The organism is Mycolicibacterium sp. TUM20985 (genome assembly GCF_030295745.1).
In the GTDB taxonomy this organism is placed as follows: Bacteria; Actinomycetota; Actinomycetes; order Mycobacteriales; family Mycobacteriaceae; genus Mycobacterium.
This window is the reverse complement of the sequence record NZ_AP027291.1, coordinates 519,986-546,244: the sequence shown is the minus strand read 5'-3', so window position 1 is coordinate 546,244 and position 26,259 is coordinate 519,986. Positions and strand designations below refer to the sequence as shown.

The following is a 26,259-nucleotide window of genomic DNA, read 5'->3' as shown; positions in this document are numbered from 1 at the left end:
CCGAGGTGCCTGCGGCGATCTGGCAGTAGGCTGCGTGCATGCTTGCCCGTTCGACGAACTCGAGGAACTCCGCCACCCTGGCCGGCTCGTTGGCCGCCGGTTCACTGGCCGCGGGGATCGCCTACGCGACGCTCATCGAACGCAATGCGTTCGTCGTGCGAGAGACCACCATGCCGGTGCTGACCCCGGGTTCCTCCCCGCTGCGGGTGCTGCACCTCAGTGACTTCCACATGACCCCCGGGCAGCGTCGCAAACAGGCTTGGATTCGCGAGCTCGCCAGTATGGAGCCCGACCTGGTGATCAACACCGGTGACAACCTGTCGCACCCCAAGGCCGTGCCGTCGGTGGTCCAGGCGTTGAGTGACCTGTTGGCGGTACCCGGTCTCTTCGTCTTCGGCAGCAACGACTACTTCGGCCCGCAGCCCAAGAACCCGACCAACTACATCTTCAGGCCGTCGCACCGGATCACCGGCGAACCGCTGCCGTGGCAGGATCTGCGCGCGGCGTTCACCGAGCGCGGCTGGCTCGACATGACGCACACCCGCCGCGAGATCGAGGTGAAGGGGCAGCTCATCTCGGTCGCGGGCGTCGACGACCCGCACCTGTCCCGCGACCGCTACGAGACCATCGCCGGACCCGCCAGCCCTGCGGCCAACCTGACGCTGGGGCTGACCCACGCGCCGTACACGCGGGTGCTGGACCGCTTCGCCGCCGACGGTTACCAGCTGGTCCTGGCCGGCCACACCCACGGCGGCCAGATGTGTCTGCCCTTCAAGGGCGCGCTCGTCACCAACTGCGACCTCGACCCGTCGCGGGCCAAGGGTCCGTCCCGCTGGGGCGCCCACATGCAACTGCACGTGTCGGCGGGCCTCGGCACGTCGCCGTACGCCCCGTACCGATTCTGCTGCAGGCCGGAGGCGACGCTGTTGACTCTGGTGGCGGCTCCCACCGGCGGCGGAAACCTCGGGAGCCGGGCCGGCGTATCCCAGCCGGCAGTCTCGGCGCGGTGACCGACAGCTCCTCCATCGCGGTTCGCCGACATCCCCGGGACTGGGTCGACAACGCGGTCCGATTGATCGAGGCCGACGCCAGGCGCAGTGCCGACACCCATCTGCTGCGGTACCCCCTGCCGTCGGCATGGTGCGACGGCGTGCGGGTCCAGCTGTACTTGAAGGACGAGACCACCCACATCACCGGCAGCCTCAAGCATCGATTGGCCCGCTCGTTGTTCCTCTACGGTCTGTGCAACGGCTGGATCGGCGAGAACACCACGGTCATCGAGGCGTCCTCGGGTTCCACGGCCGTCTCCGAGGCCTACTTCGCCGCGATGCTCGGCCTGCCGTTCATCGCCGTCATGCCCTCGTCGACCAGTGCGGCGAAGATCGCCTTGATCGAATCGCAGGGTGGCCGTTGCCATCTCGTGGCGGAGTCGTCGCAGGTGTACGCCGAGGCCGAGCGGCTGGCCGAGGCGACGGGCGGGCATTACCTCGATCAGTTCACCAACGCCGAGCGGGCGACCGACTGGCGCGGCAACAACAACATCGCCGAGTCCATCTTCGATCAGATGCACGACGAGGAGTTTCCGATCCCGGAGTGGATCGTGGTCGGTGCGGGGACCGGCGGCACTAGCGCGACGATCGGGCGGTATCTGCGGTACCGGCGGCATGCCACCGCGTTGTGCGTCGTCGACCCGGAGAACTCGGCGTTCTTCCCCGCCTATTCGCAGGGGCGCCGCGACGTCACGGGTTCGTCGTCGCGCATCGAGGGCATTGGCCGACCGCGGGTGGAGCCGTCGTTCCTGCCGGGCGTGATCGACCGAATGATGATCGTCCCGGACGCTGCGTCGGTCGCAGCGGCCCACCACGTCAGCAAGGTCATGGGTCGCAAGGTGGGCCCGTCGACGGGCACCAATGTCTGGGGGGCGTTCCGCTTATTGGCGGAGATGGTCTCGGCGGGTCGCAGTGGGTCGGTGGTGACCCTCCTGTGCGATGCGGGCGACCGCTACGCCGACACCTACTTCGACGAGGACTGGCTCACCAGTAAGGGGTTGGACCCGTCGGAATCCTCGTCGGTGCTCCACGAATTCGAGCGCTCGGGCCGCTGGGTCTGATCGCCGCCCTCGAAGGCACCGCGGCTGAAGCGTTCGGACGTCGCGAACAACCACAATGCGGCGATGGCGAACAATCCAAAGTAGACTGCGGCTCCCAACCCGGTCATGTGTTGGCCTTCCCTCGATGAGTCATCGGTCGAACGTGCTGGCTACAACGTCGTGCACGTCGATTTCCATTCCCAGAGTCCTGTACCCACCGCGGCGGGGTCTGACCCGGTTGGTGTCAGCCGTCACGCGGGCGATGGGACGGCGCTGGGCGTTTGGCTTCGGGCTGGGCCGGTGCGATAGGCTGGCCTGGCTCTACGCGGGGTATGGCGCAGCTTGGTAGCGCGCTTCGTTCGGGACGAAGAGGTCGTGGGTTCGAATCCCGCTACCCCGACTGGCGTCATTGCAGGTGAGAGGCCCTTTCCAGTAATTCTGGTCGGGGCCTTTTTCCGTGTCGGTCCGCACTGGGTCGGCAGCGCAATCATTCAGTGGGCGGCCCGCTCCCCGTTCCAAGCCAGATTCCTGCTGGCGCGCAAGGGAGTCCGACGTCGCTCAGGGTCAGGATGCCTGCTGGTGCTGCGGCCACGCCGAGGGCGGCGTTGACGGCGGGCATGGCGGTCATGGTGTCCCATTCGTGATTGCCCCAGTGGTCGGGCGGAAGGAAGCGGATGCGAGTGTCGATACCGGGTTCACCCTCAATCATCACTTTGTAGTGATCGTCGTCGAATATCCAGTCCCCGTTGAGTTTCTTCGTTAGATACCAAGCCACGCGCGACTCGATGATGGTCTTGCCGTTCACCTTGGCATTCCAGCCGCCCCTGATAGCGGCGATGGTGTTCTTCTCCATGGTGAACCAACCGAGTTCGACCTTTTCCGAGGTTGTTTGGTGGTCGACCACGAACTCCATGTCATCGACTTCGAATCCCAAGGCCACCGCCATGCGCTCGACGGAGTCGGCGAATGTGCCGAACCCGAACTTCGCCAGTGCAGCGACTTCGGGTGTCACCTCGGGCAGTCCCATGCCCAACGCCTGCCACGTTTCAGCCGACTCGTATACGGACACATCTGCAGATTCGACGATGGAAATCTTCTGGACGTCGCGACAGACGGCGGTCATCGCCGTGACCATGGTGTTGATCCAGCCGGGGTTGATGCCAGTGACGTAGAGCGAACTGTTGCCCTTGTCGCAGGCTGCGGCGAGCTTGGCCTTCGTCTCGCCCTGGATGCCGCCGATGTTGAGGAACAGATTGGTGCTGATGACGTCGAGGCCGCTTTCGAGCAGTCGGACAGCATGGTCGAGGTCGGCCATGAACGGGTTGTAGAAGACGGTGTCGGCGTCCAGGGCGATCAGCGCGTCGACGTCGGTGGTGGCGAGCACTCCGGTGTCGGGTCGACCGCACAACGGTCCGGCGTCTGTGCCTGCCTTGTCCTCCGAGTAGGCGTAGACACCTACCAGTTCGAGTCGGGGATCGTCGAGGATGCCTCGCAGGCTGAGCTTTCCCACCTTGCCGGTGGTCCATTGAATGACACGCAGCTTGCTCATCGGTTCCTTCGGGTAGGAGGCCCGTTGCCCGGGCGAGTCTTTGGCGGGTGGTGTTCACACGGGTATGACGCAGCAGAGCAGGCTCCGAGGACTACGTGAGAATGGATTGACGCTAGACGAGAATTACATTCTCTTCTTCGTAAAACAAGACATCCAACACGAGGTTTCAAGAAGCCGTTTCACGATGCTGCACATGCTCTCGAGAAGCAGCAGTGCCGTCCGAACGGATTCGACTGAATGACATGGCATTTCAGACGTTCCAGCGCCATCCTCATCGCCACAGCGCAGATGCAGAAGGGCTCCGACCGCACCGGTCGGAGCCCTTCTGCATCATTGCCGCGAGCCGTGCGGTCAGACCAACACCTCGACGCGCGGATCCTCGTCGTCGTGCTGGTGCGCCTTCGCGTACATGGCGAACGAGCCGATCTCGGCCACCCCCAACAGGATCATGGGCCAAACCATCCCGGCGGCCAGACTCAGACCGAAGCGCTCCCCGGCCGGACGGCGCTCGTCGCCGAGTCTCGCGCTCAGGATGAAGACGGCGACAGCGGCCGCGGCAGCCACGGCGGCGTAGGCGTAAACCAGCGTCCAGCCCATGATCACTCCTCGTAGTTTGCTACGGGCTAAGAATTCCCAGCCTAGTCCGAAAGCAAACGACGAATCCTCAAGATGCAGCGGCCCGCAGCTTCTCCAGGAGCGGCTGAGCGGCCTCCTCCAGAAAGCGGTCCTGACCCTCGTCGCCGACCTGGACCAACGCGATGTCGGTGAAACCCGCCTCCCAGTACTTGCTGACCGCCGACACGATGGCGTCCAGATCAGGACCGCACGGGATCGACGACGCCACGTCCTCCGGCCGGACGAACTGGGTGGCCCCCGCGAAACCCGCGGTCGTCGGCAGGTCGGCGTTCACCGACCAGCCGCCCGCGAACCACCGGAACTGCTCGTGCGCCCGCTCGATGGCGGCCTTCTCGTCGGTGTCCCAACAGATCGGGATCTGTCCGACGACGCGCGAGTCACCAGGCAGCCCCGTGCCCTTGCGCGCCGAATGCCAGCCGTCGACGAGATCCTTGTCCGGCTCCACGGCGATGAGGTGGTCGACGAGCGGCGCGAACGTCTGCACCGAGCGCTCACCCGACACCGCCGCGGCGATGGCCACCGGCACGTCGGGGACATCCCACAAGCGGGCGGAGTCCACCTCGAAGTACTCGCCCTTCCAGTCCACGATGTCACCGGTGAACAGCTCCCGGATGATCTGGACCGCTTCGGTCAGCATGTCCTGGCGCCGCTTGACGGTCGGCCAACCCTTCCCGACGACGTGCTCGTTGAGGTTCTCGCCGCTGCCGACGCCGAGGGTGAACCTGCCGTCGGCGAGGATCTGCAGCGTGGCGGCTTGCTGGGCGACGATCGCCGGGTGGTAGCGCATCGTCGGACACGTCACGTAGGTGAACAGCTCGACCCTCTCGGTGGCGTGCGCCACGGCGCCGAGCATGGTCCAGGCGTTGGGGGCGTGCCCCTGCGCGGCGAGCCACGGTGAGTAGTGGTCACTGCTCACCTCGAAGTCGAAACCGAGGCGCTCTGCCGAGATCGCATACTCGACAAGCTGTTTGGGGCTGCTTTGTTCTGTCATCAGGGTGTAGCCGAATCGCGTCATGAATGACGCCTACCCGGCTACGGGCACGCCGAAAACCCCGGTTACAGCCGATCCTTCACGGCAGCGGACAGCCGCGGTCCATCCGCCTTGCCCTCGGCGATGGCGACGGCCGCCTTCATCACCTGGCCCATCTGCTTGATACCCGGGCGGTGACCGATCTCCTCGGCGACCTGGGCCATGGCGGTGTTCACGACGTTGGCGAGCTCGTCGTCGTTGAGCTGCGTTGGGAGGTAGTCGTCGATGACCTGGGCCTCGGCCCGCTCGTTGGCCGCGAGGTCGCCACGCCCGTTGGTGACGTAGATCTCGGCGGCCTCACCACGCTTGCGGGCTTCCCGTGCCAGCACCTTGAGGACGTCGTCGTCGGTCAGGTCGCGGGCCTGCTTGCCCGATACCTCCTCGGCCTGGATCGCGGCTAGCAGCATCCGCAGCGTCGCGGTGGTCAGCTTGTCCCGGGCCTTCATTGCCACCGTCAGGTCGGCGCGCAGCCGATCCTTGAGTTCCGCCATGGCGTAGACGCTACGCCCGGCGACCCGGCGCCCGTCCTGAATACCGTTGTGAATAATGACCGCTATCGACGACGATGGTGACATGAGCAGCGACGCCGGCGGGCCCGACGGGACCGCCCCACCGCCGCTGGCCGATCCGTTGCCCGCCTACGCGCAGGCCCCCGCGTGGCATCAGCCCCCGCCCCCCCAGCCGGCCTACTACCCGCCGCCCGGTCATGGCGGCTATCCATCGCCGGGTGGCGGCTGGCCCCCGATGGGTCCGGCGGCCGCGCTCAAACCCGGTGTCATCCCGTTGCGTCCACTGAGCCTGTCCGACATCTTCAATGCCTCGATCACCTACGTGCGGGCGAACCCGAAGGCCACGCTCGGACTGACCACGATCGTCGTGGTGGTGGCTCAGGTCCTCTCACTGCTTCTACAGATCGGGCCGCTGGCCGCCTCCGGGCTGTTGTCGCGTCCGCCGGCGGACACGTTCGGCCCGTCGGACGCCTCGGACATCTCCGGCTCCACGATCGTCGGATTGCTGCTGTCCAGTGGCGCAGGCATCGTCACCACCGCCCTGGCCGGGATCGTGCTCAGCGGCCTGCTCACGGTCGTGGTCGGGAGGGCGGTGTTCGGTGCGACCATCGGCATCGGCGAGGCGTGGCAACGGGTGCGCGGACGTCTGCTGCCCCTGCTCGGCGTGACCGCGTTGGAGGCGGCCGGCGCCGCGGTACTCATCGCGGTGGTCGTCGGGGTGGTGGCCGTCGTCGTCCAGGTCGCCGGCGGCCCGGCGGCGTTCGTGGTCGGGGCGCTGTTCGGCCTGGCCGTGATCGTCCTGCTGGTCTACCTCTACACGATGCTGAGCTTCGCCCCCACGCTGATCGTGTTGGAGCGGATCGGCGTGATGGCCGCCGTCACCAGGTCGTTCGCCCTGGTGAAGAACGACTTCTGGCGGGTGTTCGGCATCCGTCTGCTGGCCGTGGTCGTGGCGGGCGTGGTGTCCGGAGCCGTCACCGCACCGTTCAGCTTCGTCGGTCAGATCATGTTGATGGTCGGCGAATCCGCCAACACGATGGTCATCGCGGTGGTGTTGATCAGCGTCGGCGGCGCGATCGGCCAGATCATCACGGCCCCGTTCAACGCCGGCGTGGTCGTGCTGCTCTACACCGACCGGCGGATCAGGGCGGAGGCGTTCGACCTGGTGCTGCAGACGGGCGCGATGGGAATGGTCGGCAGCACCGACGACCTCTGGCTCACCCCTCGACGCTGACGTGACCACCATCGACATCGACCGCGACGCGGCGCACGACGCCGCCCAGCGCGAGTTGAGCAAGCCGATCTACCCGCGGGGTTCGCTCACCGATCAGCTGCTGGGGTGGCTCGACGACCTGGTGTACCGGATCATGTCGGGAGGCGCGTCGGTCCCTGGCGGCTGGCTGACCATCACCGTGCTGCTCGTCCTGGTGACCGTCGCCGTCGTGGTCGCCGTCCGCGTGGCACGTCGGGCGATGCGGACCAATCGCGGCCGCGACAGCGGACTGTTCGGAGCGGTCGAGATGAGTGCCGCAGAGCACCGGTTGGTAGCGGAACGGGCTGCCGCGCAGGGTGATTGGGCTTCGGCGATCAAGCACCGCGTGCGCGCCATCGCCCGTCAGCTCGAGCAGACCGCGGTGCTCATCCCCGTGCCGGGGCGCACGGCCACCGAACTGGCTCGCGACGCGGGTCGGGCCGTTCCCGAGCTGGCCGACGAATTGCGCCGCGCCGCAGTGGCATTCAATGACGTCACGTACGGCGAATTGCCCGGGAGCGAAGTGGCCTACCGGCTCGTCGCCGACCTCGACGGTCATCTGCTCGGCCACGCCGCCGGCGCCTCGGCGACACCCGACCCGGCGGCCGCCGACGACACCTGGGTCGAGGTGCGATGACCGATACCTCCTCGGCGGTCGGATCGACCGTCGTGCAGCGCTGGCGCGCTCTGCGCTGGGTGCTGTTGGCACTCGTCGTCGTGGTCGGCGTCTCGGTACTGTCCACCTATCTCACGGCGCCGCGGCCGGGTGGCCGGATGGATCCGGAGGCCACCTCACCCGATGGCGCCCACGCGCTCGTCACGTTGCTCGCCGAGCGTGGCGTCGAGGTGGTGCCCACCGATGACCTCGCCGGGGTCGCACGAGCAGCGCAACCGGATTCCCTTCTGCTGGTGGCTCCCACGCCGTATCTGCTCGACGACGACGGCTTGCAGCGGTTGCGCGACCTGCCGGGCGACGTTCTGCTGGTCGAACCGATCTCGCGCACCAGGGAGTCGCTGGCGCCAAGGGTTCGCCTGGCCGAGAAGACCAGTTTCGGTGGCCAACCGGACTGCGACATGCGTGAGGCAACCCGCGCCGGCAGCGTCCAACTAGACCTCAGCGACACCTACCAGGCGACCGCGGACGGCACCGGGCTGACGAGCTGCTACGGGGGCGCGCTGGTCCGGTACGCCGACCGCGGACGCACCGTCACCGTCGTCGGCACCGCGAACTTCATGACCAATTCCGGCCTGGTGCGGGAAGGGAACGCCGCGCTGGCGATGAACCTGGCTGGCGTCTACCCTCGCGTCATTTGGTATACGCCCAAACGCATCGTGGGCGAATCGGACGGCGCCACGTCGATCATGGACCTCATCCCCGCCCGCGTCGGCTGGGTCGTGCTGCAGCTCTGCTTGGCGGTCGGCTTCGTCGCGCTGTGGCGGGGTCGCCGGATCGGTCCACTGGTCGCCGAGCAGCTCCCGGTGGTGGTGCGGGCATCGGAGACCGTAGAGGGACGCGGCAGGTTGTACCGGTCCCGCCGCGCCCGCGATCGAGCCGCGTCGGCCCTGCGGACCGCCACACTGCACCGGCTCGCGCCACGCCTGGGCCTTGGCGTTCAGACCGATCCCGCCTCGGTCGTGGCGGCGGTGGCGGGACGCATCCGGTACGCACCCGGCGCGCTCGGGTATGCACTCTTCGGGCCCGCCCCCACCGACGACGCCGAACTGGTCGAACTCTCCCGACTCCTGGACGACATCGAAAGGCAGGTCATCGACTCGTGAGTCACCCCACGACATCGACAGTTGACTCCGACGGCGCGCGAAATGCGTTGTTGGCATTGCGTTCCGAGATCGCCAAGGCGGTGGTCGGGCAGGACGCCGTGGTGAGCGGTCTGGTCATCGCGCTGCTGTGCCGAGGTCACGTCCTGCTGGAGGGGGTGCCGGGCGTCGCCAAGACGCTGCTGGTCCGCACCCTGTCCGCGGCGCTGCAACTGGACTTCAAACGGGTGCAGTTCACCCCGGATCTGATGCCCGGTGACATCACGGGATCTTTGATCTACGACGCTCGCAGCGCGGAGTTCGAGTTCCGTGCCGGGCCGGTGTTCACGAATCTGCTGCTCGCCGACGAGATCAACCGCACGCCGCCGAAGACGCAGGCTGCCCTGCTGGAGGCCATGGAGGAACGGCAGGTCACCGTGGACGGTGACCCGAGGCCGCTGCCCGACCCCTTCATCGTCGCGGCGACCCAGAACCCCATCGAGTACGAGGGCACCTACCAGCTACCCGAGGCTCAACTCGACCGGTTCCTACTGAAACTCAACGTGCCGTTGCCGCCGCGCGATCAGGAGATCACCATCCTGTCAAGGCATGCAAGGGGTTTCGACCCGCGTGACCTCTCCGCCGTGCAGCCGGTGGCGGGCCCGGCCGAGCTGGCGGCGGGTCGTGACGCGGTGCGCCAGGTCCTCGTCGCCGACGAGGTCACCGGTTACATCGTCGACATCGCCGGCGCGACCAGACGATCCCCTGCCCTACAGCTGGGCGTGTCACCCCGTGGTGCGACGGCGCTGCTCGCCACGTCGCGGTCGTGGGCGTGGTTGTCGGGCCGCAACTACGTGACACCCGATGACGTGAAGGCGATGGCCCGGCCGACACTGCGCCACCGCATCGCCCTGCGGCCGGAGGCCGAACTCGAGGGGTCCACCCCCGACGGCGTGCTCGACGGCATCCTGTCCGCGGTGCCGGTCCCGCGCTAGTGGTCGTCACCGGCCGCGCCGGCCTGGTCGCCCTGATCTGCGTGCTGCCGATCGGGGTATCCCCCTGGCCTGCAAAGACATTCGCAATTCTGCTGGCGCTGCTGCTGGTGGCGCTCGCGGTCGACGTGACGCTGGCGGCCAGCACCAGACGGCTGCGCTTCAGCAGGAACGGCGACGGCGCCGCGCGCCTCGGCGAACCCGTCGAAACCGCCCTGGTCGTCGAGAACCCGGGTCGACGCAGATTTCGCGGGTGGGTGCGCGACGCGTGGGCGCCGTCGGCCCGCGCGGAGCCGCGCACTCACCGCATGAACGTCGCTGGTGAACAACGACATCAGGTCAGCACCACGCTGCGCCCCGTTCGGCGCGGCGACCAACGTTCGGCGATGGTCACGGCACGGTCCGTCGGACCCCTCGGACTAGCGGGCAGGCAGACGTCGCACCGCGTGCCGTCGCAGGTGCGGATCCTGCCACCGTTCCTGTCGCGCAAGCACCTTCCGTCCCGACTGGCCAGGCTTCGCGAACTCGACGGCGCCATCCCGGTTCTGATCCGTGGTCAGGGCACCGAGTTCGACTCGCTGCGCGAGTACGTCCTCGGTGACGACGTAAGATCCATCGACTGGCGGGCCACCGCGCGCCGGGCCGACGTCGTGGTCCGCACCTGGCGGCCCGAACGCGACCGACGGGTGGTGCTCGTCCTGGACACGGGCCGGACGTCCGCGGGCCGGGTCGGCGTCGACCCCACCGCGGGTGACCCCCACGGCTGGCCGCGCCTGGACTGGTCGATGGACGCCGCACTTCTGTTGGCGGCCTTGGCTTCCCGTGCTGGTGATCACGTCGACTTCATCGCCCACGACCGAGTGCCGCGGGCGGCCGTCTTCAACACCACCCGCACCGAACTGCTCCCTCATCTCGTCGAGGCGATGGCGCCGCTCGAGCCCGCGCTGGTCGAATCCGATGCGGCAGCCATGGTCGCCACGGTGCAGCGACGCGTCCGGCGGCGGGCGCTGGTGGTTCTGCTGACCGACCTGAACCCCTCGGCGCTCGACGAGGGCCTCATGGGTGTCCTTCCGCAGCTGGCGGCCAAGCATCAGGTGGTGCTCGCCGCGGTCGGCGATCCGAGGGTGGACCGACTCGCCGCCGGGCGTTCCGACGCCGCCGAGGTCTACGACGCCGCCGCGGCAGAGCGGGCCCGCAACGACCGCGCCGCCATCGCCGCGCGACTGCGGCGACACGGCGTCGACGTCGTCGACGCGATGCCCGATGAGCTGGCGCCGGCGTTGGCCGACCGGTACCTGGCGATGAAGGCCAGCGGCCGGCTGTAACCTTCGCCCGCGAGCAGACGCAAAGGGCCCTCATTCGCGGGATTTCAGGGCCCTTTGCTGGAGCCGCTTGCGGACTGCCCGCGGGGTTGCTAGGAGGTGGGCACCAGATCGGGGGCATCGGCGACGTCACCCGTCTCGCCTGCACGAACCGCCCTGCGCCCGAAGTGGATCACGTAGGCCAGGAACGCGACCTCCGCCGCGACGCCGACCGCGATGCGCAGGAACGTGGGCAGCGGAGAGGGCGTGACCAGTGCCTCGATGAGACCCGATGCCAGCAGGACGACCACCAGCCCGACGGCGACCGAGACGACGGCCCGCCCCTGCTCGGCCAGCACCTGACCCCGCGGTCGGTCGCCCGGTGAGATCACCGACCAGCCGAGCCGCATCCCGGCGGCCGCGGCGAGGAAGACCGCGGTCAGCTCGAGTAGTCCGTGCGGTAGGAGCAGACCGAGGAAGACGTCCCCCTTGCCGGCGTCGAACATCAATCCGCCGACGACACCCAGGTTCGCGGCGTTGGAGAACAGCACGTACGGAATGGGCAGGCCCAGGACGATCGCGTAGCCGATGCACTGAGCCGCGACCCAGGCGTTGTTGGTCCACACCCGCAGGGCGAACGAACCGGCGGGGTTCTCGCTGTAGTACGAGGCGAACTCCCGGTTGACCAGCTCCGCGATGTCCGAGGGGGTTCCGACCGTCGCCTGCACCTCGGGACTGCCTGCCACCCAGACGCCCAGCGCGGTGGCGACCACGAAGAAGGCCACGGCCGAACCCAACCACCACCGCCAGGACCGGTAGGCCACGACGGGAAACGACACCGTCCAGAAGCGGGTGAACTCACTCCACAACGGGGCGTGGGCGCCGGTGACCGCGGCACGGGCGGTGGCGACCAACCCCGAGAGCCTGCCGACCAGAACCGAGTCACCCGAGGCGCTGCGCACGATCGACAGATGGGTCGACACCCGCTGGTAGAGGTCGACCAGTTCGTCGACCTCGGCCCCGGTCAGCTTGCGTCGACGCTTGACCAGGTACTCCAGTCGGTCCCACGCGGGCCGGTGGGCCAGCACGAATGCGTCGACATCCATCCGACGAATCCTAGTAGCGTTGGCTTTCATGGTGGCCCAGCCCGAGCCGATGGTCACGGGTGACGCCGTCGTCCTCGACATCCAGATCGCCCAGTTGCCGGTGCGCGCCTTGGCGGCACTGGTCGACCTGACGGTGATCGGCATCGGCTACGTCGTCGGCGTCATCCTGTGGGCCGCCACCATCTACGACTTCGACGACGCCTTGTCGGCCGCGGTGCTGGTCATCTTCACGGTGCTGACCATCGTCGGTTATCCAATCGCCTTCGAGACCGCGACCAGGGGGCGATCCCTGGGCAAGATGGCCCTCGGGCTGCGGGTGGTCTCCGACGACGGTGGCCCGGAACGCTTCCGCCAGGCGCTGTTTCGCGCACTGTCGGGGTTCGTCGAGATCTGGATGTTCGCCGGTGGGCCCGCCGTCATCTGCAGCATGCTGTCGGCGAGGGGCAAGCGGATCGGTGACGTGTTCGCGGGCACCATGGTGATCAGCGAGCGGGCGCCAAAGCTGCCGGCACCTGTGCCGATGCCCCCGGCCCTAGCCTGGTGGGCATCGTCGCTGCAGCTCTCAGCGCTGCGTCCCGAACAGGCGGAGCTGGCGCGTCAGTTCCTCTCCCGCGCGAGTCAGTTGGAGCCGCAGCTGCGCGATCAGATGGCGTACCGCATCTGCGCGGAGGTCGTCGCGCAGATCTCGCCGCCGCCGCCCGCGGGCGCACCTCCTCCGTTGGTCCTGGCCGCGGTGCTGGCCGAACGTCACCGCCGCGAACTCGTGCGCCTGCGCCCCGGCCCGTCGCCGCCACCGCCACCCGCGCCTCCCCTCGCGTGGGTGCCGTCGGGACCGACCTCACCGGCCTCACCGGCCTCACCGGCAGGTTTCACCCGGCCCAACTAGTGGGACACCACTGTCTCACAGTGGGTCACCCGTGCTATATTCGACGACATGAGTGCCCCGTTGATGGCCGAGGGTGGCCCACGCTCGAGAACGCGCAAGGCGATTCTCGGTGCCGCCATGGTCGTGCTCGGGGACAACCCCGGCGCCTCGCTCGGTGACATCGCCACGGCGGCCGAGGTCGGACGCAGCACCCTGCATCGATACTTCGCCGAGCGATCCGACCTGCTGCGGGCGCTCGCCCTTCACGTTCACGCACTGAGCAATGCGGCGATCGAGCACGCGGAGCCGGACTGTGGGCCGCCAGAGGAGGCGCTTCGACGAGTCGTCGAGTGTCAGCTGGACCTCGGGCCCATCGTGCCGTTCGTCTACAACGAGTCGTCGATCAACGCCGACCCGGCCATGGCCGCCGAACTCGACACCGGCGACGAGGTGATCGTCGAAGTGCTCAACCGGGCAGCCACGCAGGGCGCGGCCGGCCCGCCGGGCTGGCCGCGACTCGTGTTCTGGGCGCTGCTGAACGCCGGCTACGAGGCCGCGCGGCTCGGCACCCCGCGCGTCCAGGTCGTCGACGCCATCATGGCCAGCCTCACCCAGGGCACCATCAACCCGAATCGGTCTTGACGTCGAGAGGTTCGCCCCGACGTAGTTCTCAGGAGCAGTCCAATGTCCACCCACATGGACGTCACCACGGCGTCCACCACCACCGCCACACCGCGACGCGCCTGGATCGCGCTCGCGGTCCTCATGCTGCCGGTGCTGCTGGTCGCCGTCGACAACACGGTGCTCGCCTTCGCCCTGCCTAGCATCGCCCAGGACTTCCGTCCGCCCGCGACCACCCAGCTGTGGATCGTGGACGTGTACTCGCTGGTGCTCGCCGCCCTGCTGGTGACGATGGGCAGCCTCGGCGACAGGATCGGTAGGCGTCGTCTGCTGATGATCGGCGCGGGCGGCTTCGCGGTGGTCTCGGCGGCCGCGGCGTTCGCACCGAGCGCCGGGTACCTCGTCGGGGCACGCGCGTTGCTCGGCGTATTCGGCGCCATGCTGATGCCATCCACGCTGTCGCTGATCCGCAACATCTTCACCGATGCCTCTGCGCGTCGGCTCGCGATCGCCCTCTGGGCGTCGTGCTTCACCGCGGGTTCCGCACTGGGCCCGATCGTGGGCGGCGCTCTGCTGCAACACTTCCACTGGGGCGCAGTCTTCCTGGTGGCCGTACCGATCCTGCTGCCGCTGCTGGTGCTGGCGCCGCGGCTGGTGCCCGAGTCTCAGGATCCGAACCCGGGCCCAGTCGATCTGGTCAGCGTCATGCTGACGTTGACCACGATGCTGCCCGTCGTCTGGGCCGTGAAGGCGGCGGCGCACGACGGCTTGTCGTGGTGGGTTGCGGGGGCCGTCGTCCTCGGCATCGGCTCCGGTGTGCTGTTCGTCAGGCGCCAGCGGCGCAGTGCCACACCGATGCTCGACGTGAGCCTGTTCTCCAATGCTCCCTTCACGTCGTCGATCCTGGCCAACTTCTTGTCCATCGTCGGTCTCATCGGCTTCATCTTCTTCATCTCCCAGCACCTGCAGCTCGTGCTCGGGCTGAGTCCGCTGGAAGCCGGCCTGGTCACGCTGCCCGGTGCGGCGCTGTCCATGATCGCGGGCATCGGCGTGGTGCCGCTGGCGAAGCGGATCGCGCCGGACTCGCTGATGATCATCGGGCTGGTCCTGGTGGCGGCGGGCTTCGTGGCGATTCTGCTGTTCCGGCACGACCTGACCGTCGTGGCCGTCATCATCTCCTTCATCATCTTGGAGATCGGGGTGGGAATGTCGCAGACGATCTCGAACGACACGATCGTCGCATCGGTCCCACCCGCGAAGTCCGGTGCGGCGTCGGCGGTTTCGGAGACGGCGTACGAGCTCGGCGCGGTCGTTGGCACGGCGACTCTCGGCACGATCTTCACGGCGTACTACCGCGCCGCGGTGGAACTGCCCGGTGGCCTCACGCCGATGCAGACCGCCGATGCCAGGGAGAGCATCGCCGGCGCCGCCTCGGTGGCCCAGACCCTGCCGCCCGCCTTGGGCAACCGGCTGCTCGACTCCGCCCGGGTGGCGTTCGACGCGGGCATCGCACCGACGGCGACCATCGCGGCGGTACTGGTGTTGATCGCGGCCGCGGTCGTCGCCGTCTCGTGCCGGGGTGTCAACGGCTGCGCAGCCCGACAAGCATCAGCACCGAGCCGAGTAGCGGTGCCAGAGTCCGAACGTGGTTCCACGCGGTCCACGGTCCGAGGTACGCGCGCCATTCCCGCAACGCGTCCGCTGCGGACAGACCCGTCGGGTCCATCGATGCCAGTCGATCGTTCAGCGGAACGTTGATCGCCACCGTCACGATGAAGGCCACCGTGCCGAGCGCCGCGCCGGCGAGCACGTAGCCCGATCCCCGCGCGGACATCCGCGCGACGGCCGCGACGCCCACGCCGAGCGCGAGGAGCGCCGAGCCGGCGAACAGGGTGAGGAAGGGTGCGTTGCCCTGCGCCTCGGCGTTGATACCGCGCATGGCGGCGATCGCGGCGGCCGGCTCGGCGCGGTCCAGACCCCGCATGACGAAGGTCGAGAACGCAAAGAACACACCGCCGACGGCGGCGTTCGTCACGGCGGCTGCGGTGGTGGCGATCCAGAACGGGCTCGAACTCATGACCCCAGTCAATGGGCAGCCGTCGAGACGATCCATAGCCAAGCGTCCCTAATCCATACGCGATCGTCTACATTCAGCAGTATGGATGCACTGGGCGGCCTGCTCGACGGGGTGCGCGCCCGCGGCGCGTTCGTCCTGCGCCTGTCTTTGGACCCACCGTGGTCGATGCGCATCCAGGACGAGGCTCCCCTGACGCTGATCTGCGTGACGCGCGGGAGCGCGGTCATCGTCACCGAGTCCGGCGCGACCGTCGACGTCGGACCCGGTGACGTCGCCGTCGCGCGAGGTGTCGAGCACTACCTGTTCGCCGACGACCCCAGGACCGCACCGCAGGTCGTCATCCACCCCGGCAACCGCTGCACGACACTGGGCGGTGACGACCTGCGCTTCGAGATGTCGGTGGGGGTGCGGACGTGGGGTAACACCGCATCCGGCGCCGATCGCGCCGTCATCTGTGCCTATGAAGGTCGAAGCGAGGTGAGTTCGCGCCTGCTCGAAGCACTTCCGACGGTGCTGGTGGTGCGCGGTGAGACGTGGCGGACACCGTTGGTGGACCTGCTGGCCGACGAGGCGGTCCGCGACGGACCTGGTCAGGCGGCCTATCTCGACCGGCTCCTGGACCTGTTGCTGATGGACGTGTTGCGAACCTGGTTCGACTCCGACGAACAGGCCCCGACCTGGTGGCACGCCGAGCGAGATCCTCTCGTCGGCCCAGCGCTTCGCCTCGTCTACAACAATCCCGAACACCCGTGGACGGTGGCCAATCTCGCAGCGGCCGTGGGTAGTTCACGAGCACTATTCGCGCGCAGGTTCACCGAGCAGGTCGGCGAGCCACCGATCAGTTTCCTGACCGGCTGGCGGCTTGCCCTGGCCGCGGATCTGCTGCGCGCGAGCGAGGACACCATCGGCTCGGTGGCGCGCCAGGTCGGCTATGGCACGCCGTTCGCGCTGAGCAGCGCCTTCAAGCGCCGATACGGGTTGAGTCCCAATGCCTTCCGGGCCGACGCGTCACCTGGTTAGGCGTGCACGGGCTTCGCCGCCCGCCCGGCCAACGCACCCGTGGCCGACGTCGCGGCGATGGTGACGATGGCTCCAAGCATCAGCGCCGCCGGTTCGCCGGGGACCAACAGGTGCTGTTCGGTTCCCACCGTCGCCGCCGCCACGGGAACGCCGAGTTGGGCCGCCGAGAAGATGGCGAACGTCCACGGCTGCTTGAAGAGCCTGCCGATCGCATGGGCGAGGATGGCACCCGCCCCGAGTGCGGCACCCAGCGCGATGAACTCCGGGTGCGCCCCCAGATCGCGGACTTGCAGCGAGGCACCCAGCCAGATGAAGAAGAGCGGTCCGAAGAATCCTTCGGTGACACCGAACAACTGGCGGGCCAGGCGTCGGGGCTCACCGATCGCGGCGACCACTAGACCCAAGGCGAAGCCCGCCAGCATGATCGAGACGTGCGTGCCGATGGCCAGCGCGGCGAGGCCGAACAGCATGGCTAGGCTGAACCGCAATTCGAGGGCGAGCTTCCGCTTCTCGGAGTACCGGTGTAGCCGTTTGCGGAGCCCCTTGCCGTTGGCCCAGCGCAGCACCAGGTACAACACGAACGCGCACACGGCGATCGCGAGCGCACCGAGTGCGGCCCGGGGCGCCTGCGACGGGTCGATGACCAAGGGCAGCAACACGATGCACGCCGTGTCGGCGATGGCGATCTGCGCGGTGACCGACAGCACCGGTGGTCCCGTCAACTGCAGGCCGTCGATGATGGGCAGGGCGAGTGCCGCCGAGGACGACGCCATCAGCACCCCGTACAGCGCGGCATGTCCCGTGCCGAAGAACGTCGCCAGCCCCACCCCGAGTCCGGCCGCGACCGCGCCGACCAGAACGGCCCGCACTGCCGCCGCCGGTGCCGCCGTCCACATCTGGCGATCGCGGACGGGGACGTGCGTGCCGACGACGAACATCACCAGGGCGAAACCGATGTTCGCCAGCAGCTCGAAAGTCGGCTCGGCGTGGTCGATGACGCCGAAGCCGGTCTTTCCCAACATGATTCCCATCAGCAGCTCGCCGATGACCGCCGGCACCCGCAGCCGTGGCACGGCGGCCAACAGGGGGCCGACCAGACCGCCCACGACGAGCAGCGCGAGCGTGCCGAACCCGAATGCCGTCATCTCAGTCCGGTATCCGCCATGACACCAAACGGCATGGAATGGGGGTGTTCTCGTCGGTGAGGTAGCTCGCGCAGACGCGGTGGTAGCCATCGGCGATCTGCAGCGCGACGCCGTCGAGCACCCTACCCCGCACCAATAGGATGGGCGAAAGCTTGTGCCCCGCAGCGATCTTCGCCAGGTCAGCCTTGACGCGCGGGTTGGTCTCCGGCAGGAGTACCAGGCCCGCCGCCCGCAGGATGTCCTTGGCCTTGCGCAGGGCGGTGTCGGCCGATTCGAGCGCCGCGACCGTCGGATCGATCGCGTCGGCCTCACTGATCAGGCTGAGATACTCGGCTGCGGCAGTGTAGTCGTGGCCTTGGGGAGCGTCGAGCCACTTCACCGCCATTCGGACACCATAATCCCGGCGGCTGTGAGCGCGGCCATCTGGACACGAGGGGTTTCCCGATTCGACATGACACGGGCAGCGCTAGCGTGTGCAATGTAGGCAGCGTCGGGGGCGACGTCGCAACGTCGAGCATCGGGGGATGCATGATCACCATTGACCACGAGGCATCGCAGGCCGCCGACGCCGGCGTCGAGTCGGCATTGTGCTGCATGACGCTCGATGAGCTGAGCCGGATGCAGGACGTGCTGTTCGACCAGCTCCGCACGGGCCTGCCGCCGGTCGAGCGGATCGCGGCCGCACTCGACTGCCTTGATCCGGAGGTGGGGGCGTGGCTTCGCCTGCACGACGATCGGGGCGAGGCGGTCCGGGTCGTGATGCTGCTCGGAGCCCTCGCGGTCGCGATCGCCTGGATGACGCATCGTCACACGCCCGCTCCCAGCCCGAGGCTCCGCGACGCCATTGCCCGCGTCCGTGAGGACCACGTCTACATGCTGCCGATCCCTCGCAGCGACCCGTGTTTCTGCGGCAGCGGCAGCCAGTTCCGGGCCTGCCACGGTAGGCCGCCCATGGCCGTGCCCGCCGTCTGACGCCGGGGCTCAGTTCTTCTCGGACCACCTGAAGACGGCGAGGCAGCCGACCAGACCGCCGATACTCCACGCCGTCAGCACGAGGAATATTCGCCAATGCTCCCAGCTGCCTGCTGGTTCGAACGCGACCATTGCCGGTGGCAGCAGCACCGACCGGAAACCTTGCGCCAGCCATTTGACGGGAAAGATGGAACCGATGGTCAGCATCCAGATCGGCAGGACGACGAGCGGCACGTAGGTGCCCGAGATGAATTGCAATGCCACCGATGGACCGTTGGTGATCACGGCGGCTGACACCGCGTTGCTGGCGAAGTTGCTGATGAAGATGCCGAGCAACGAGCAGCTCACGACACCGAGGATGAAGATCCACGTCAACGTGAACCAGCCGAAGACGTCTGACGGCAGGTGGAGTTTGAAGACGAACACACCGACTGCCAGCAGAATGACGGCCTCGGCGAAACTGACGATGGCGACCAGCATGATCTTGCCGACGAAGTACGACGAGGCGGTGGTCGGCGTTCCACGAAGGCGTCTCAAGCCGCCGGTGTCGCGATCCGCGGCGATGCTGATGCCCAGGTTGATGAACGACGTCGACAGAATTCCGTAGGCGAGCATGCTCGCCGCGATCACGGCGCCGGTGGTGGTCTCGCTGCCCGGCATCTTCGTCGAGAAGATCGAGCCCAGCAGCAGACAGATCACCGCGGGCATCGAGAAGGTCAGGGCCACCTGCTCCGGCCGACGGTAGAACATCTTCAATTCGGGCACGACCCGCGACAATCCGATGCGCAGCGTCGACGGAAGTGGTGACTCCGATTCGGTCGCGCGGTGTCGCGGCGGCGAGGCCCGCTGGGCGCTTTCGCTGGCCATCACGCCTGGCCGATCAGGTGCAGGTACGCATCTTCGAGGGTCGGTCGGGTGATGGTCAGCTCCGGAAGTTCGGCGCCGTCCGTGCTGCGCCGCCTGACGAGTTCGGTGGGGTGGTCCGTCTGTTCGACGTGTACGTGGCCCCCCTCGACCCATCGGACCGTCGCCCCCGAGCTGACGTGGCCGGTCAACCGCGTCGGGGAATCCACCGCCACCACCTTGCCCCCCGCGATGACCGCGACCCGGTCGGCGAGCGCGGCGGCCTCCTCGAGGTAGTGCGTGGTGAGCAGGATGGTCGTGCCGTCGGCGGCCAGGAGTCTGATGAGATCCCAGAACTGCCGTCTGGCTTCGGGATCGAACCCGGTCGTCGGTTCGTCCAGGAACAGAAGCTCGGGCTTGCCGATGATGCCGAGCGCCACGTCCAGCCGGCGGCGCTGGCCACCGGACAGCGTCCGCACCCGCGATCCGGACACCGCGTCGAGCCCGACGAGTTCGAGGACGTCCCTAGGGTGTCGAGCGTTGCCGTAGCAGTTCGTGAACATGCGGACGGTTTCCAGCACCGTCAGCATCCCCGCGTCGCTGGCTTCCTGCAGCACGATGCCGACCCTGGCGCGCCAGTCCCGGCCCGCAGTCGCCGGGTCCTCGCCCAGTACTCGCACGTGGCCGGAGTCGCGTTGGCGATTGCCCTCGAGGATTTCTATGGTGGTCGACTTGCCCGCCCCGTTGGGACCGAGGATTGCGAAGACTTCGCCGTAGCCGACGTCGAGGTCGAGGTCCCGCACCGCCTGCAGTCGACCGTAGGACTTCGACAGACCTTGAACGTGCACCGCGGACGTTCCATCCGCGAGCGTCATCCTCCCGTTTCCCGCTCGGCGGCAGGTCCCTCGAGTTCGGCCAGGAGTGCCCGCAGCTCCGATTCGGACAACTCGTCGATTAGTTGGGCGACGCCATCGTCGGTGTCCTCCGCCGCGCGATCGGTCACCTCGGGGACCTCGTCGGGGGCGGCGAGCTCGTCGAGGACCCGAACGGCGAGCGAGTTCACGCTGACCCCTCTGAGGATCTCCAGCACCGGAAGGTCGATGGCGAACATCGTGTTGATCCTCACCCGGAAGTCCATGGCCATCATGGAGTCCAGGCCGATGTCGTCGAGGATGTCATCGCATTCGATGTCGGCGACTGCACAATCGAAGACGGCGGCGACGGTCCGGCGCACGTGCTCGGTGACCACGTCGAGCCGCTCGGCCGTGGGCAGCCCGGAGATCGCGTCCAGGATCGAGGACTCGGAGTCATCGCGTGCCGCAGATACTTCGGGCGTGTCGAGATCGGCGAACATCGGCGGCAGCCGTCGGCTGTGACCGGCCTGGCGGGCCCGACCCCAGTCGGCTGTGATCGCGACGACGTTCGCGGCCCGCTGGTTGATCAGCCGATCGAGGATACGTGCGCCCGCCGTGGGCGTGATCAGCTCGATTCCCCTTTGTGCATAGAGCTTCTCGAGCTTGAGCTCCTCCACCATTCCGACCGACCACGGCCCCCATCCGATGGTCAGGGCCGGTAGCCCCTGCGCCTGGCGGTAGTGCGCGAAGGCGTCGAGGAACGCGTTGGCGGCAGCGTAATTTCCCTGCCCAGGCGAGGCGATGGTCGACCCCGCCGACCCGAACATCACGAAGAACTCGAGTTCGTGCTCGATGAAGGTGTCGTGCAGCACGCGGGTGCCGGTGATCTTGGGAGCCAACACCTTCGTGAAGTCGTCCTCGCCCATGTTCACCAGGAGTTGGTCGTGAACCGATCCTGCCGCGTGGATGACGCCGCGCACGGGTCGGCCGCCGGTTCGGGTGTGGTCGCGGAGCCACGCCATCATCTGTCCGGCGTCGGTGACGTCGACGCTGGCAGTGATCACCTCGGCGCCTAGACGTTCGATCGCCCGGATCACCTCGACGGTGGCGAAGTGCGAATCATCCTCCGGCAGTTGGGTCCAACGGTCGCGCGAGGGGATCTCGCTTCGACTCAGCAGGGCGATGTGGCGGGCTCCGTGTTCGGCGAGATACATGGCCACGGTCCGGCCGAGGACACCGGCGCCACCGGTCACGACGTACGTCGCATCGGGCGTGAGCTTGGTGGGGAACGCCTTCGTGAGGCTGGTGCTCGGGCGCAGCCGCGCGACGAACGTCTCCTCACCGCGGATCGCGACCTGATCCTCGCCGTCGTCACCGAGGATGCGCTCGCAGATCCGCGCGGCCGTCTCGGCGCGGTCGAGGACCGAGTCTTGCTCGACGTCCTGGTCGACGTCGAGGTCGACATCGACGAGACCACCCCACTGCTCGGCGAATTCGTGGTGGCCGACGACCCGGCCCAAACCCCAGACGGCGGCCTGTTCGGGCGATCGCACCTCGGCTCCCGCGGCCGGTTGCGCGTTGGCGGTGATCACGTGGAGGCGGGGCTTGACGGTGTCCTTCGCAGCGAGCGCCTTGACCAGGCGCACGACCGTGAGCACACCCATGTCGCGGTCGGCCTCGGTATCCGCGGCGACGTCGAGCGGCCAGCAGTCGACGATGCCCGCGAGGTCGGCGTGGCCGTCGAGGTGGGAGTCGATCAACCGGGCCAGCTGGTCGGGACGCCGAGGGTTCACGGCGTATCCCCCGTCCACCTCGGTGAGTTCGTCGACGGTTTGGGCGACGACGGTGTGCACCCGGTGACCGCGGTCGCGCAGCTGATCCGCGACGGCCGAGCCCACTCCGGCAGCGTCGGCGAACACCAGCCAGGACGCGGCGTCGGTGCTAGTGGCCGCTGTGGACGGATCCAGTGCGACCCACTGCATCTCGTAGATTCCCTTGTCGATTCGCTCGGGAGACATGCGGGATGAGGCGCCCAGGGATTGCACCGTGAAGCCGCTGAAGACGGCCAGCGGCTGCCCGAGATGGTCGGTGACCGTGATGTCGCTCTGGATCTCTTCCCGCGTGGCCGAGACCACGCGCACGGTGACGAGCATGTCGGGTTCGGGCGGACCGTATACCGCGCAATGCCGGATCCGAGTGGGAAGGTACGGCCCCTCGTTCGCCTCACGGCCGAGCAGGGGAAGGCCGAAGAGGGTTTGGAACGCGCCGTCGATGAGGGCCGGATGGAACCGGTAGGCACCGAGTTCGTCGGCGATCGGTTCCGGGACGGCGATCCTGGCGACGGTCCAGCCGTCCCCGCCGGTGATGTCGCCGACGGATCGGAAGGCGTCACCGTAGTCGAAGCCGAGAGTCCGTGTGAGCGCGTAGAAGTCGTCGCCGCTCGTCTGGGCGAGTATCTCCGCGCCGTCGAACGCTTGCGCACCGCGCGGCGACATCGGCACGGTGTTGAGTTCCGCGGTGGCCGTGACCGTCCACGTGAGCTCGCCGTCGGCCGTCGCCGTGAACGCGGCGAACTCCAAGGTGCCGTCCGCCTCGTTCAGGGTGGTCCGCAGGATGGGATCGCAGGTGTCGTCGAGGATGAGCGCGCGGTGCAGCACCAGGTCGTCCACACCGAGGTCGGTGCCGTAGGTCGCCTTCGCCGCGGCCAGTCCCATCTCGATGTACACCGACCCCGGTACCACGACGCTGCCCTGCACACGATGGTCCGCGAGGAACGGGAAGTGGGCGGTGCTCAACTCGGCTTCCCAGGTCGGATGGACGGCGCCGACCGGTTGCCCCAGCAGCGGATGCACCGGGTGGTAGTGCAGGTCCTCGGTGGATTCGGGGCTCTCGTTCCAGAAACGCTTGGACTGCCACGCGTACGTCGGGAGCTTCAGGAGTCGTGCCGACCCTCGGGGGTGCACGGCATCCCAGGCCACGTCGTGACCGTTGGAGTGAAGCGTGCCAACACAATTCATGAACGTCCGGGCGTCGTCCTCGTTGCGCCGCTGGGTCGGCAGGACCAGGGCCTTCTCGCTTCCGGCGGTCTCGAAGATCGAGGCCGCCAGAACCGGATGCGGACCCAACTCGACGAAGTGCGTGTAGCCGTCCTCCAGCATCCGCCGCATCGCAGGCTCGAAGAGCACTGTGGCGCGGGTGTTCTGCCACCAGTAGGCAGCACCGGCCGTGTAACCGTCCAGCCGCTCACCGGTGACCGTGGAGTAGAGCGGAATGGTCGCCGGAGCCGACGACAGCCCGTCGAAGGCGCCATAGAGCTCGTCCCTGACCATCTCCATGTAGTGGGTGTGGTACGGAACCTTCACGGCGAGAAAGCGATTGAAGACCCCCGCCTCGTCCAGTTGGCGGGCGACGTCGGCGAGGACGTCACCGTCGCCGGCGATGGTCACTGCCGACGGGCTGTTGATCGCCGCCACGGATACCCGCTGGCCGAACTCGCCGAGTGTCGTCTCGTCGAGCGTCTGCATCAGCGACTCGGCGTCGAGCCCGACGGCGAGCATGCGACCCAGTCCGCTGGTTCGTTGCTGCAGCCGGCTCCGGTGATGGATCACCTCGACGGCCTGCTCGAAGGTCAGCAGACCCGCAAGGTAATGCGCGGCCACCTCACCGGCGCTGTGACCGATGATCGCATCGGGTGTGATGCCAAATGCCTTGAGCTGCTCAGCAAGTGCGACCTGGATCGCGAAGTTCGCAGGTTGCGCGACGTCGGTCTCGCCCATCCGCGAGTCGGCTTCGTCGCGGCGCAGTTCCTCGAGCAGGGACCAGTCCGTGTAACGGGACAGCTCGCGATCGCTGGCGACGATGCTGTCGGTGAACGCGGGGAGGACGTCGAGCAGTCCCCGGCACATCTTCCACCACTGCGGGCCCATGCCCGTACACACGAAGGCGAGCTTGGGTGCTGCCTGGGAGGTGCGTCCCGCGGAGATCTCGCCGCCGTCGGCGAGGGCCCGAAGTTGATCCCGCGCGTCGTCGATGTCGTCCACCACCAGCGTGCGGCGGTAGTTCAGGTGGGCACGTCGCTGGCCGAGGGTGTACCCCAGATCCTCCAGTGTGACGTCGGGATGGCTAACGACGTGGTCGGCCAATCGACGCGCGGTCGCCACCAGCGCCTCCTCGCTGCGCGCCGAGAGCGGCAGCAGGGTCAAGGGTGGCTGCGGGGCGGGATCCCGGGTCGGCAGGTCCAGCGTGGCGGGTGGCTCGGCGAGCACGACATGGGCATTGGTGCCGCCGAAGCCGAACGAGTTGACCCCCGCCAGGCGCCGTTCGTGGTCGGGGAAGGGACGCCCGGTGCGCGGCACGTCGATGTTGAGCTCGGCGAGAGATACTCCGCCGCTGGGCTTTTCGAAGTGCAAGTTGGCCGGGATGTAGCCGTGCTTGAGCACCAGGGCCGTCTTGATGAGCCCGGCGACGCCGGCCCCGGCCTCGAGGTGCCCGATGTTCGTCTTCACCGAACCGATCACCAGGGGATTCGTCGACGACCGGTTCGACGCCAACGCGCTTGCCAGCGCCCGCATCTCGATCGGATCGCCGACCGGCGTTCCGGTGCCGTGCGCTTCGACGTAGCCGACGTCGGCGGGGTGAACGCCCGCTCGTTTCAGGGCGGTCTTGATCGCTGCCCCCTGTGCTTCCTCGCGGGGAACGGTGATGCCGTCGGTGTGGCCGTCCTGAGACACTGCGGTGCCGAGGATCTGTGCGTAGATCTCGTCGCCGTCGTGCAAGGCCTGCTCGAGGGGTTTGATGACGACGACGGCGCCACCCTCGCCCCGTGCGTAACCGTCGGCCGACTCGTCGAAGGCCTTGCTCCGTCCCCCTGGACTGAGGAATCCGCTCTTCGACTCCGCGATGGCCGTGTTGGGTCCGACCATGACGTTCACCCCGCCGGCCAGGGCCAGGTCGCATTCACCGTTCCAGATGCTCTGTGCCGCGAGATGGACGGCGACGAGCGAGCTCGAGCATGCCGTGTCGATCGTCATGCTCGGTCCACGCAGGTCGAAGGCGAACGAAATCCGGTTCGCCAGCATCGTCATCATCATCCCGGTGGAGGAATGGGTCTTGAATCGGTAGCGACTGGTGCGGCCCTGGTTCTGCAGGAGTTGGTAGTCGAGGGTGAAGCCGCCGATGAAGACGCCGACGTCGGTGCCGGCGACCGCGTCGGCGGGAATCCCGCCGTCTTCCAGGGCCTCCCAGGTGGCCTCGAGCAGGAGGCGCTGCTGCGGATCGAGCAGGTGCGCCTCGCGCGGGGAGATACCGAAGAACTGGGGGTCGAACTGATCGATCTCGCGGAGGAATCCGCCTCGCCGGGTGACCATCTTGCCGACCTTCGCCGGATTCGGGTCATGGAATCTGGCGGCGTTCCAGCGCGACTCGGGGACGACGCACGTGGCATCGGTTTCACTGCATAGCAGGCGCCAGAAGCTCTCCGGGGACGTGACGTCACCTGGCAGGCGGCACCCGATCCCGACGATCGCCAACGGCTGGTGACTGCCTCGATCAGTACGCATCTTCATCCCTGCCATCGACCCATGCAGGCCACTCGACTTCGGACCTTACGCACTTGCCTTCCGGCGTCATCGTCGGCACCCCCTC

22 protein-coding genes, 1 tRNA gene and 1 pseudogene are annotated in these 26,259 nt (G+C 67.9%); 13 read left to right on the top strand and 11 right to left on the bottom strand.

Features of this window, described 5'->3' with window-relative positions; genetic code table 11:
• Nucleotides 1-38 precede the first annotated feature (38 nt).
• From QUE68_RS02620 to QUE68_RS02610, 3 genes are all read left to right on the top strand, one after another.
• Nucleotides 39-1,010, top strand: coding sequence for a metallophosphoesterase (locus tag QUE68_RS02620; RefSeq protein WP_284224382.1), 972 nt, complete (start codon nucleotides 39-41; stop codon nucleotides 1,008-1,010).
• Nucleotides 1,007-2,110, top strand: coding sequence for an L-cysteine desulfhydrase Cds1 (cds1, locus tag QUE68_RS02615; RefSeq protein ID WP_286275119.1), 1,104 nt, complete (start codon nucleotides 1,007-1,009; stop codon nucleotides 2,108-2,110). The genes QUE68_RS02620 and cds1 overlap by 4 nt, the downstream gene beginning before the upstream one ends.
• A gap of 305 nt (nucleotides 2,111-2,415) precedes the next feature.
• Nucleotides 2,416-2,489: transfer RNA gene (locus QUE68_RS02610), tRNA-Pro, on the top strand.
• An 87-nt stretch (nucleotides 2,490-2,576) separates the two neighbouring features.
• Here QUE68_RS02610 and QUE68_RS02605 read toward each other — a convergent pair.
• The 4 genes from QUE68_RS02605 to QUE68_RS02590 all read right to left on the bottom strand — a co-directional run bounded on the left by QUE68_RS02605 (nucleotide 2,577) and on the right by QUE68_RS02590 (nucleotide 5,795).
• The gene (locus tag QUE68_RS02605; protein WP_286275118.1) at nucleotides 2,577-3,638 is read right to left on the bottom strand and encodes an NAD(P)H-dependent amine dehydrogenase family protein; all 1,062 of its coding nucleotides are present in this window, start codon (nucleotides 3,636-3,638) and stop codon (nucleotides 2,577-2,579) included.
• A gap of 351 nt (nucleotides 3,639-3,989) precedes the next feature.
• Entirely contained in the window at nucleotides 3,990-4,235 is a 246-nt protein-coding gene (locus QUE68_RS02600) for a hypothetical protein (RefSeq protein WP_286275117.1), read from the bottom strand.
• Between the two features lie 67 nt (nucleotides 4,236-4,302).
• Entirely contained in the window at nucleotides 4,303-5,289 is a 987-nt protein-coding gene (locus QUE68_RS02595) for an LLM class F420-dependent oxidoreductase (RefSeq protein ID WP_284224378.1), read from the bottom strand.
• Between the two features lie 41 nt (nucleotides 5,290-5,330).
• Complete coding sequence (locus QUE68_RS02590) at nucleotides 5,331-5,795, bottom strand: GatB/YqeY domain-containing protein (RefSeq protein WP_284224377.1); 465 nt, start codon at nucleotides 5,793-5,795, stop codon at nucleotides 5,331-5,333.
• 55 nt (nucleotides 5,796-5,850) lie between these two features.
• Between QUE68_RS02590 and QUE68_RS02585 the strand changes: the two genes are divergently transcribed.
• From QUE68_RS02585 to QUE68_RS02565, 5 genes are read left to right on the top strand one after another with little or no spacing between them, the layout of a single operon-like run.
• Nucleotides 5,851-7,047: a hypothetical protein gene (locus QUE68_RS02585; RefSeq protein WP_286275116.1), complete on the top strand. Its 1,197-nt coding sequence runs from the start codon at nucleotides 5,851-5,853 to the stop codon at nucleotides 7,045-7,047.
• A gap of 1 nt (nucleotide 7,048) precedes the next feature.
• Complete coding sequence (locus tag QUE68_RS02580) at nucleotides 7,049-7,702, top strand: DUF4129 domain-containing protein (RefSeq protein WP_284224375.1); 654 nt, start codon at nucleotides 7,049-7,051, stop codon at nucleotides 7,700-7,702.
• The gene (locus QUE68_RS02575) at nucleotides 7,699-8,844 is read left to right on the top strand and encodes a DUF4350 domain-containing protein (protein ID WP_286275115.1); all 1,146 of its coding nucleotides are present in this window, start codon (nucleotides 7,699-7,701) and stop codon (nucleotides 8,842-8,844) included. Before QUE68_RS02580 ends, QUE68_RS02575 begins: the two co-directional genes overlap by 4 nt.
• Nucleotides 8,841-9,815: an AAA family ATPase gene (locus QUE68_RS02570; protein WP_286275114.1), complete on the top strand. Its 975-nt coding sequence runs from the start codon at nucleotides 8,841-8,843 to the stop codon at nucleotides 9,813-9,815. Before QUE68_RS02575 ends, QUE68_RS02570 begins: the two co-directional genes overlap by 4 nt.
• A complete protein-coding gene (locus QUE68_RS02565; RefSeq protein ID WP_286275113.1) occupies nucleotides 9,815-11,137 on the top strand; it encodes a DUF58 domain-containing protein in 1,323 nt (440 codons plus the stop codon). Before QUE68_RS02570 ends, QUE68_RS02565 begins: the two co-directional genes overlap by 1 nt.
• An 89-nt stretch (nucleotides 11,138-11,226) precedes the next feature.
• On the opposite strand, the gene QUE68_RS02560 is transcribed toward QUE68_RS02565, so the two are convergent.
• Nucleotides 11,227-12,219 carry a stage II sporulation protein M gene (locus QUE68_RS02560; RefSeq protein ID WP_284224371.1) on the bottom strand — a complete coding sequence of 331 codons (993 nt, stop codon included), beginning with the start codon at nucleotides 12,217-12,219 and terminating at the stop codon, nucleotides 11,227-11,229.
• Nucleotides 12,220-12,247: 28 nt separating this feature from the next.
• Here QUE68_RS02560 and QUE68_RS02555 point away from each other — a divergent pair, with 28 nt between their 5' ends.
• From QUE68_RS02555 to lfrA, 3 genes are read left to right on the top strand one after another with little or no spacing between them, the layout of a single operon-like run.
• Nucleotides 12,248-13,105: an RDD family protein gene (locus QUE68_RS02555; protein WP_284224370.1), complete on the top strand. Its 858-nt coding sequence runs from the start codon at nucleotides 12,248-12,250 to the stop codon at nucleotides 13,103-13,105.
• A 48-nt stretch (nucleotides 13,106-13,153) separates the two neighbouring features.
• Nucleotides 13,154-13,726 (top strand): TetR/AcrR family transcriptional regulator, encoded by a 573-nt coding sequence (locus QUE68_RS02550; protein ID WP_284224369.1) that lies wholly within the window; start codon nucleotides 13,154-13,156, stop codon nucleotides 13,724-13,726.
• 42 nt (nucleotides 13,727-13,768) lie between these two features.
• Nucleotides 13,769-15,463 carry an efflux MFS transporter LfrA gene (gene lfrA, locus QUE68_RS02545; RefSeq protein ID WP_286275112.1) on the top strand — a complete coding sequence of 565 codons (1,695 nt, stop codon included), beginning with the start codon at nucleotides 13,769-13,771 and terminating at the stop codon, nucleotides 15,461-15,463.
• Here lfrA and QUE68_RS02540 read toward each other — a convergent pair.
• Nucleotides 15,375-15,644: pseudogene (locus tag QUE68_RS02540) on the bottom strand (anthrone oxygenase family protein); the annotation flags it as partial. The gene lfrA and the pseudogene QUE68_RS02540 sit on opposite strands and share 89 nt — an antisense overlap.
• Nucleotides 15,645-15,863: 219 nt before the next feature.
• On the opposite strand from QUE68_RS02540, the gene QUE68_RS02535 reads away from it, so the two are divergent.
• Complete coding sequence (locus QUE68_RS02535) at nucleotides 15,864-16,802, top strand: AraC family transcriptional regulator (protein WP_286275111.1); 939 nt, start codon at nucleotides 15,864-15,866, stop codon at nucleotides 16,800-16,802.
• On the opposite strand, the gene QUE68_RS02530 is transcribed toward QUE68_RS02535, so the two are convergent.
• Entirely contained in the window at nucleotides 16,799-17,947 is a 1,149-nt protein-coding gene (locus QUE68_RS02530; protein ID WP_286275110.1) for a cation:proton antiporter, read from the bottom strand. The genes QUE68_RS02535 and QUE68_RS02530 overlap by 4 nt on opposite strands.
• 1 nt (nucleotide 17,948) lies before the next feature.
• Nucleotides 17,949-18,332, bottom strand: coding sequence for a hypothetical protein (locus QUE68_RS02525; protein ID WP_284232389.1), 384 nt, complete (start codon nucleotides 18,330-18,332; stop codon nucleotides 17,949-17,951).
• A 143-nt stretch (nucleotides 18,333-18,475) separates the two neighbouring features.
• Here QUE68_RS02525 and QUE68_RS02520 point away from each other — a divergent pair, with 143 nt between their 5' ends.
• Nucleotides 18,476-18,919 (top strand): SEC-C metal-binding domain-containing protein, encoded by a 444-nt coding sequence (locus tag QUE68_RS02520; RefSeq protein WP_286275109.1) that lies wholly within the window; start codon nucleotides 18,476-18,478, stop codon nucleotides 18,917-18,919.
• A 9-nt stretch (nucleotides 18,920-18,928) separates the two neighbouring features.
• Here QUE68_RS02520 and QUE68_RS02515 read toward each other — a convergent pair whose 3' ends face one another.
• Genes QUE68_RS02515 through QUE68_RS02505 form a run of 3 tightly spaced genes read right to left on the bottom strand, consistent with a single transcriptional unit; the run spans nucleotide 18,929 to nucleotide 26,174 of the window.
• Nucleotides 18,929-19,789, bottom strand: coding sequence for an ABC transporter permease (locus tag QUE68_RS02515; protein ID WP_455012729.1), 861 nt, complete (start codon nucleotides 19,787-19,789; stop codon nucleotides 18,929-18,931).
• Nucleotides 19,786-20,637: an ABC transporter ATP-binding protein gene (locus tag QUE68_RS02510; RefSeq protein WP_286275108.1), complete on the bottom strand. Its 852-nt coding sequence runs from the start codon at nucleotides 20,635-20,637 to the stop codon at nucleotides 19,786-19,788. Before QUE68_RS02510 ends, QUE68_RS02515 begins: the two co-directional genes overlap by 4 nt.
• A complete protein-coding gene (locus tag QUE68_RS02505) occupies nucleotides 20,634-26,174 on the bottom strand; it encodes a type I polyketide synthase (protein ID WP_286275107.1) in 5,541 nt (1,846 codons plus the stop codon). Before QUE68_RS02505 ends, QUE68_RS02510 begins: the two co-directional genes overlap by 4 nt.
• Nucleotides 26,175-26,259: the final 85 nt, after the last annotated feature.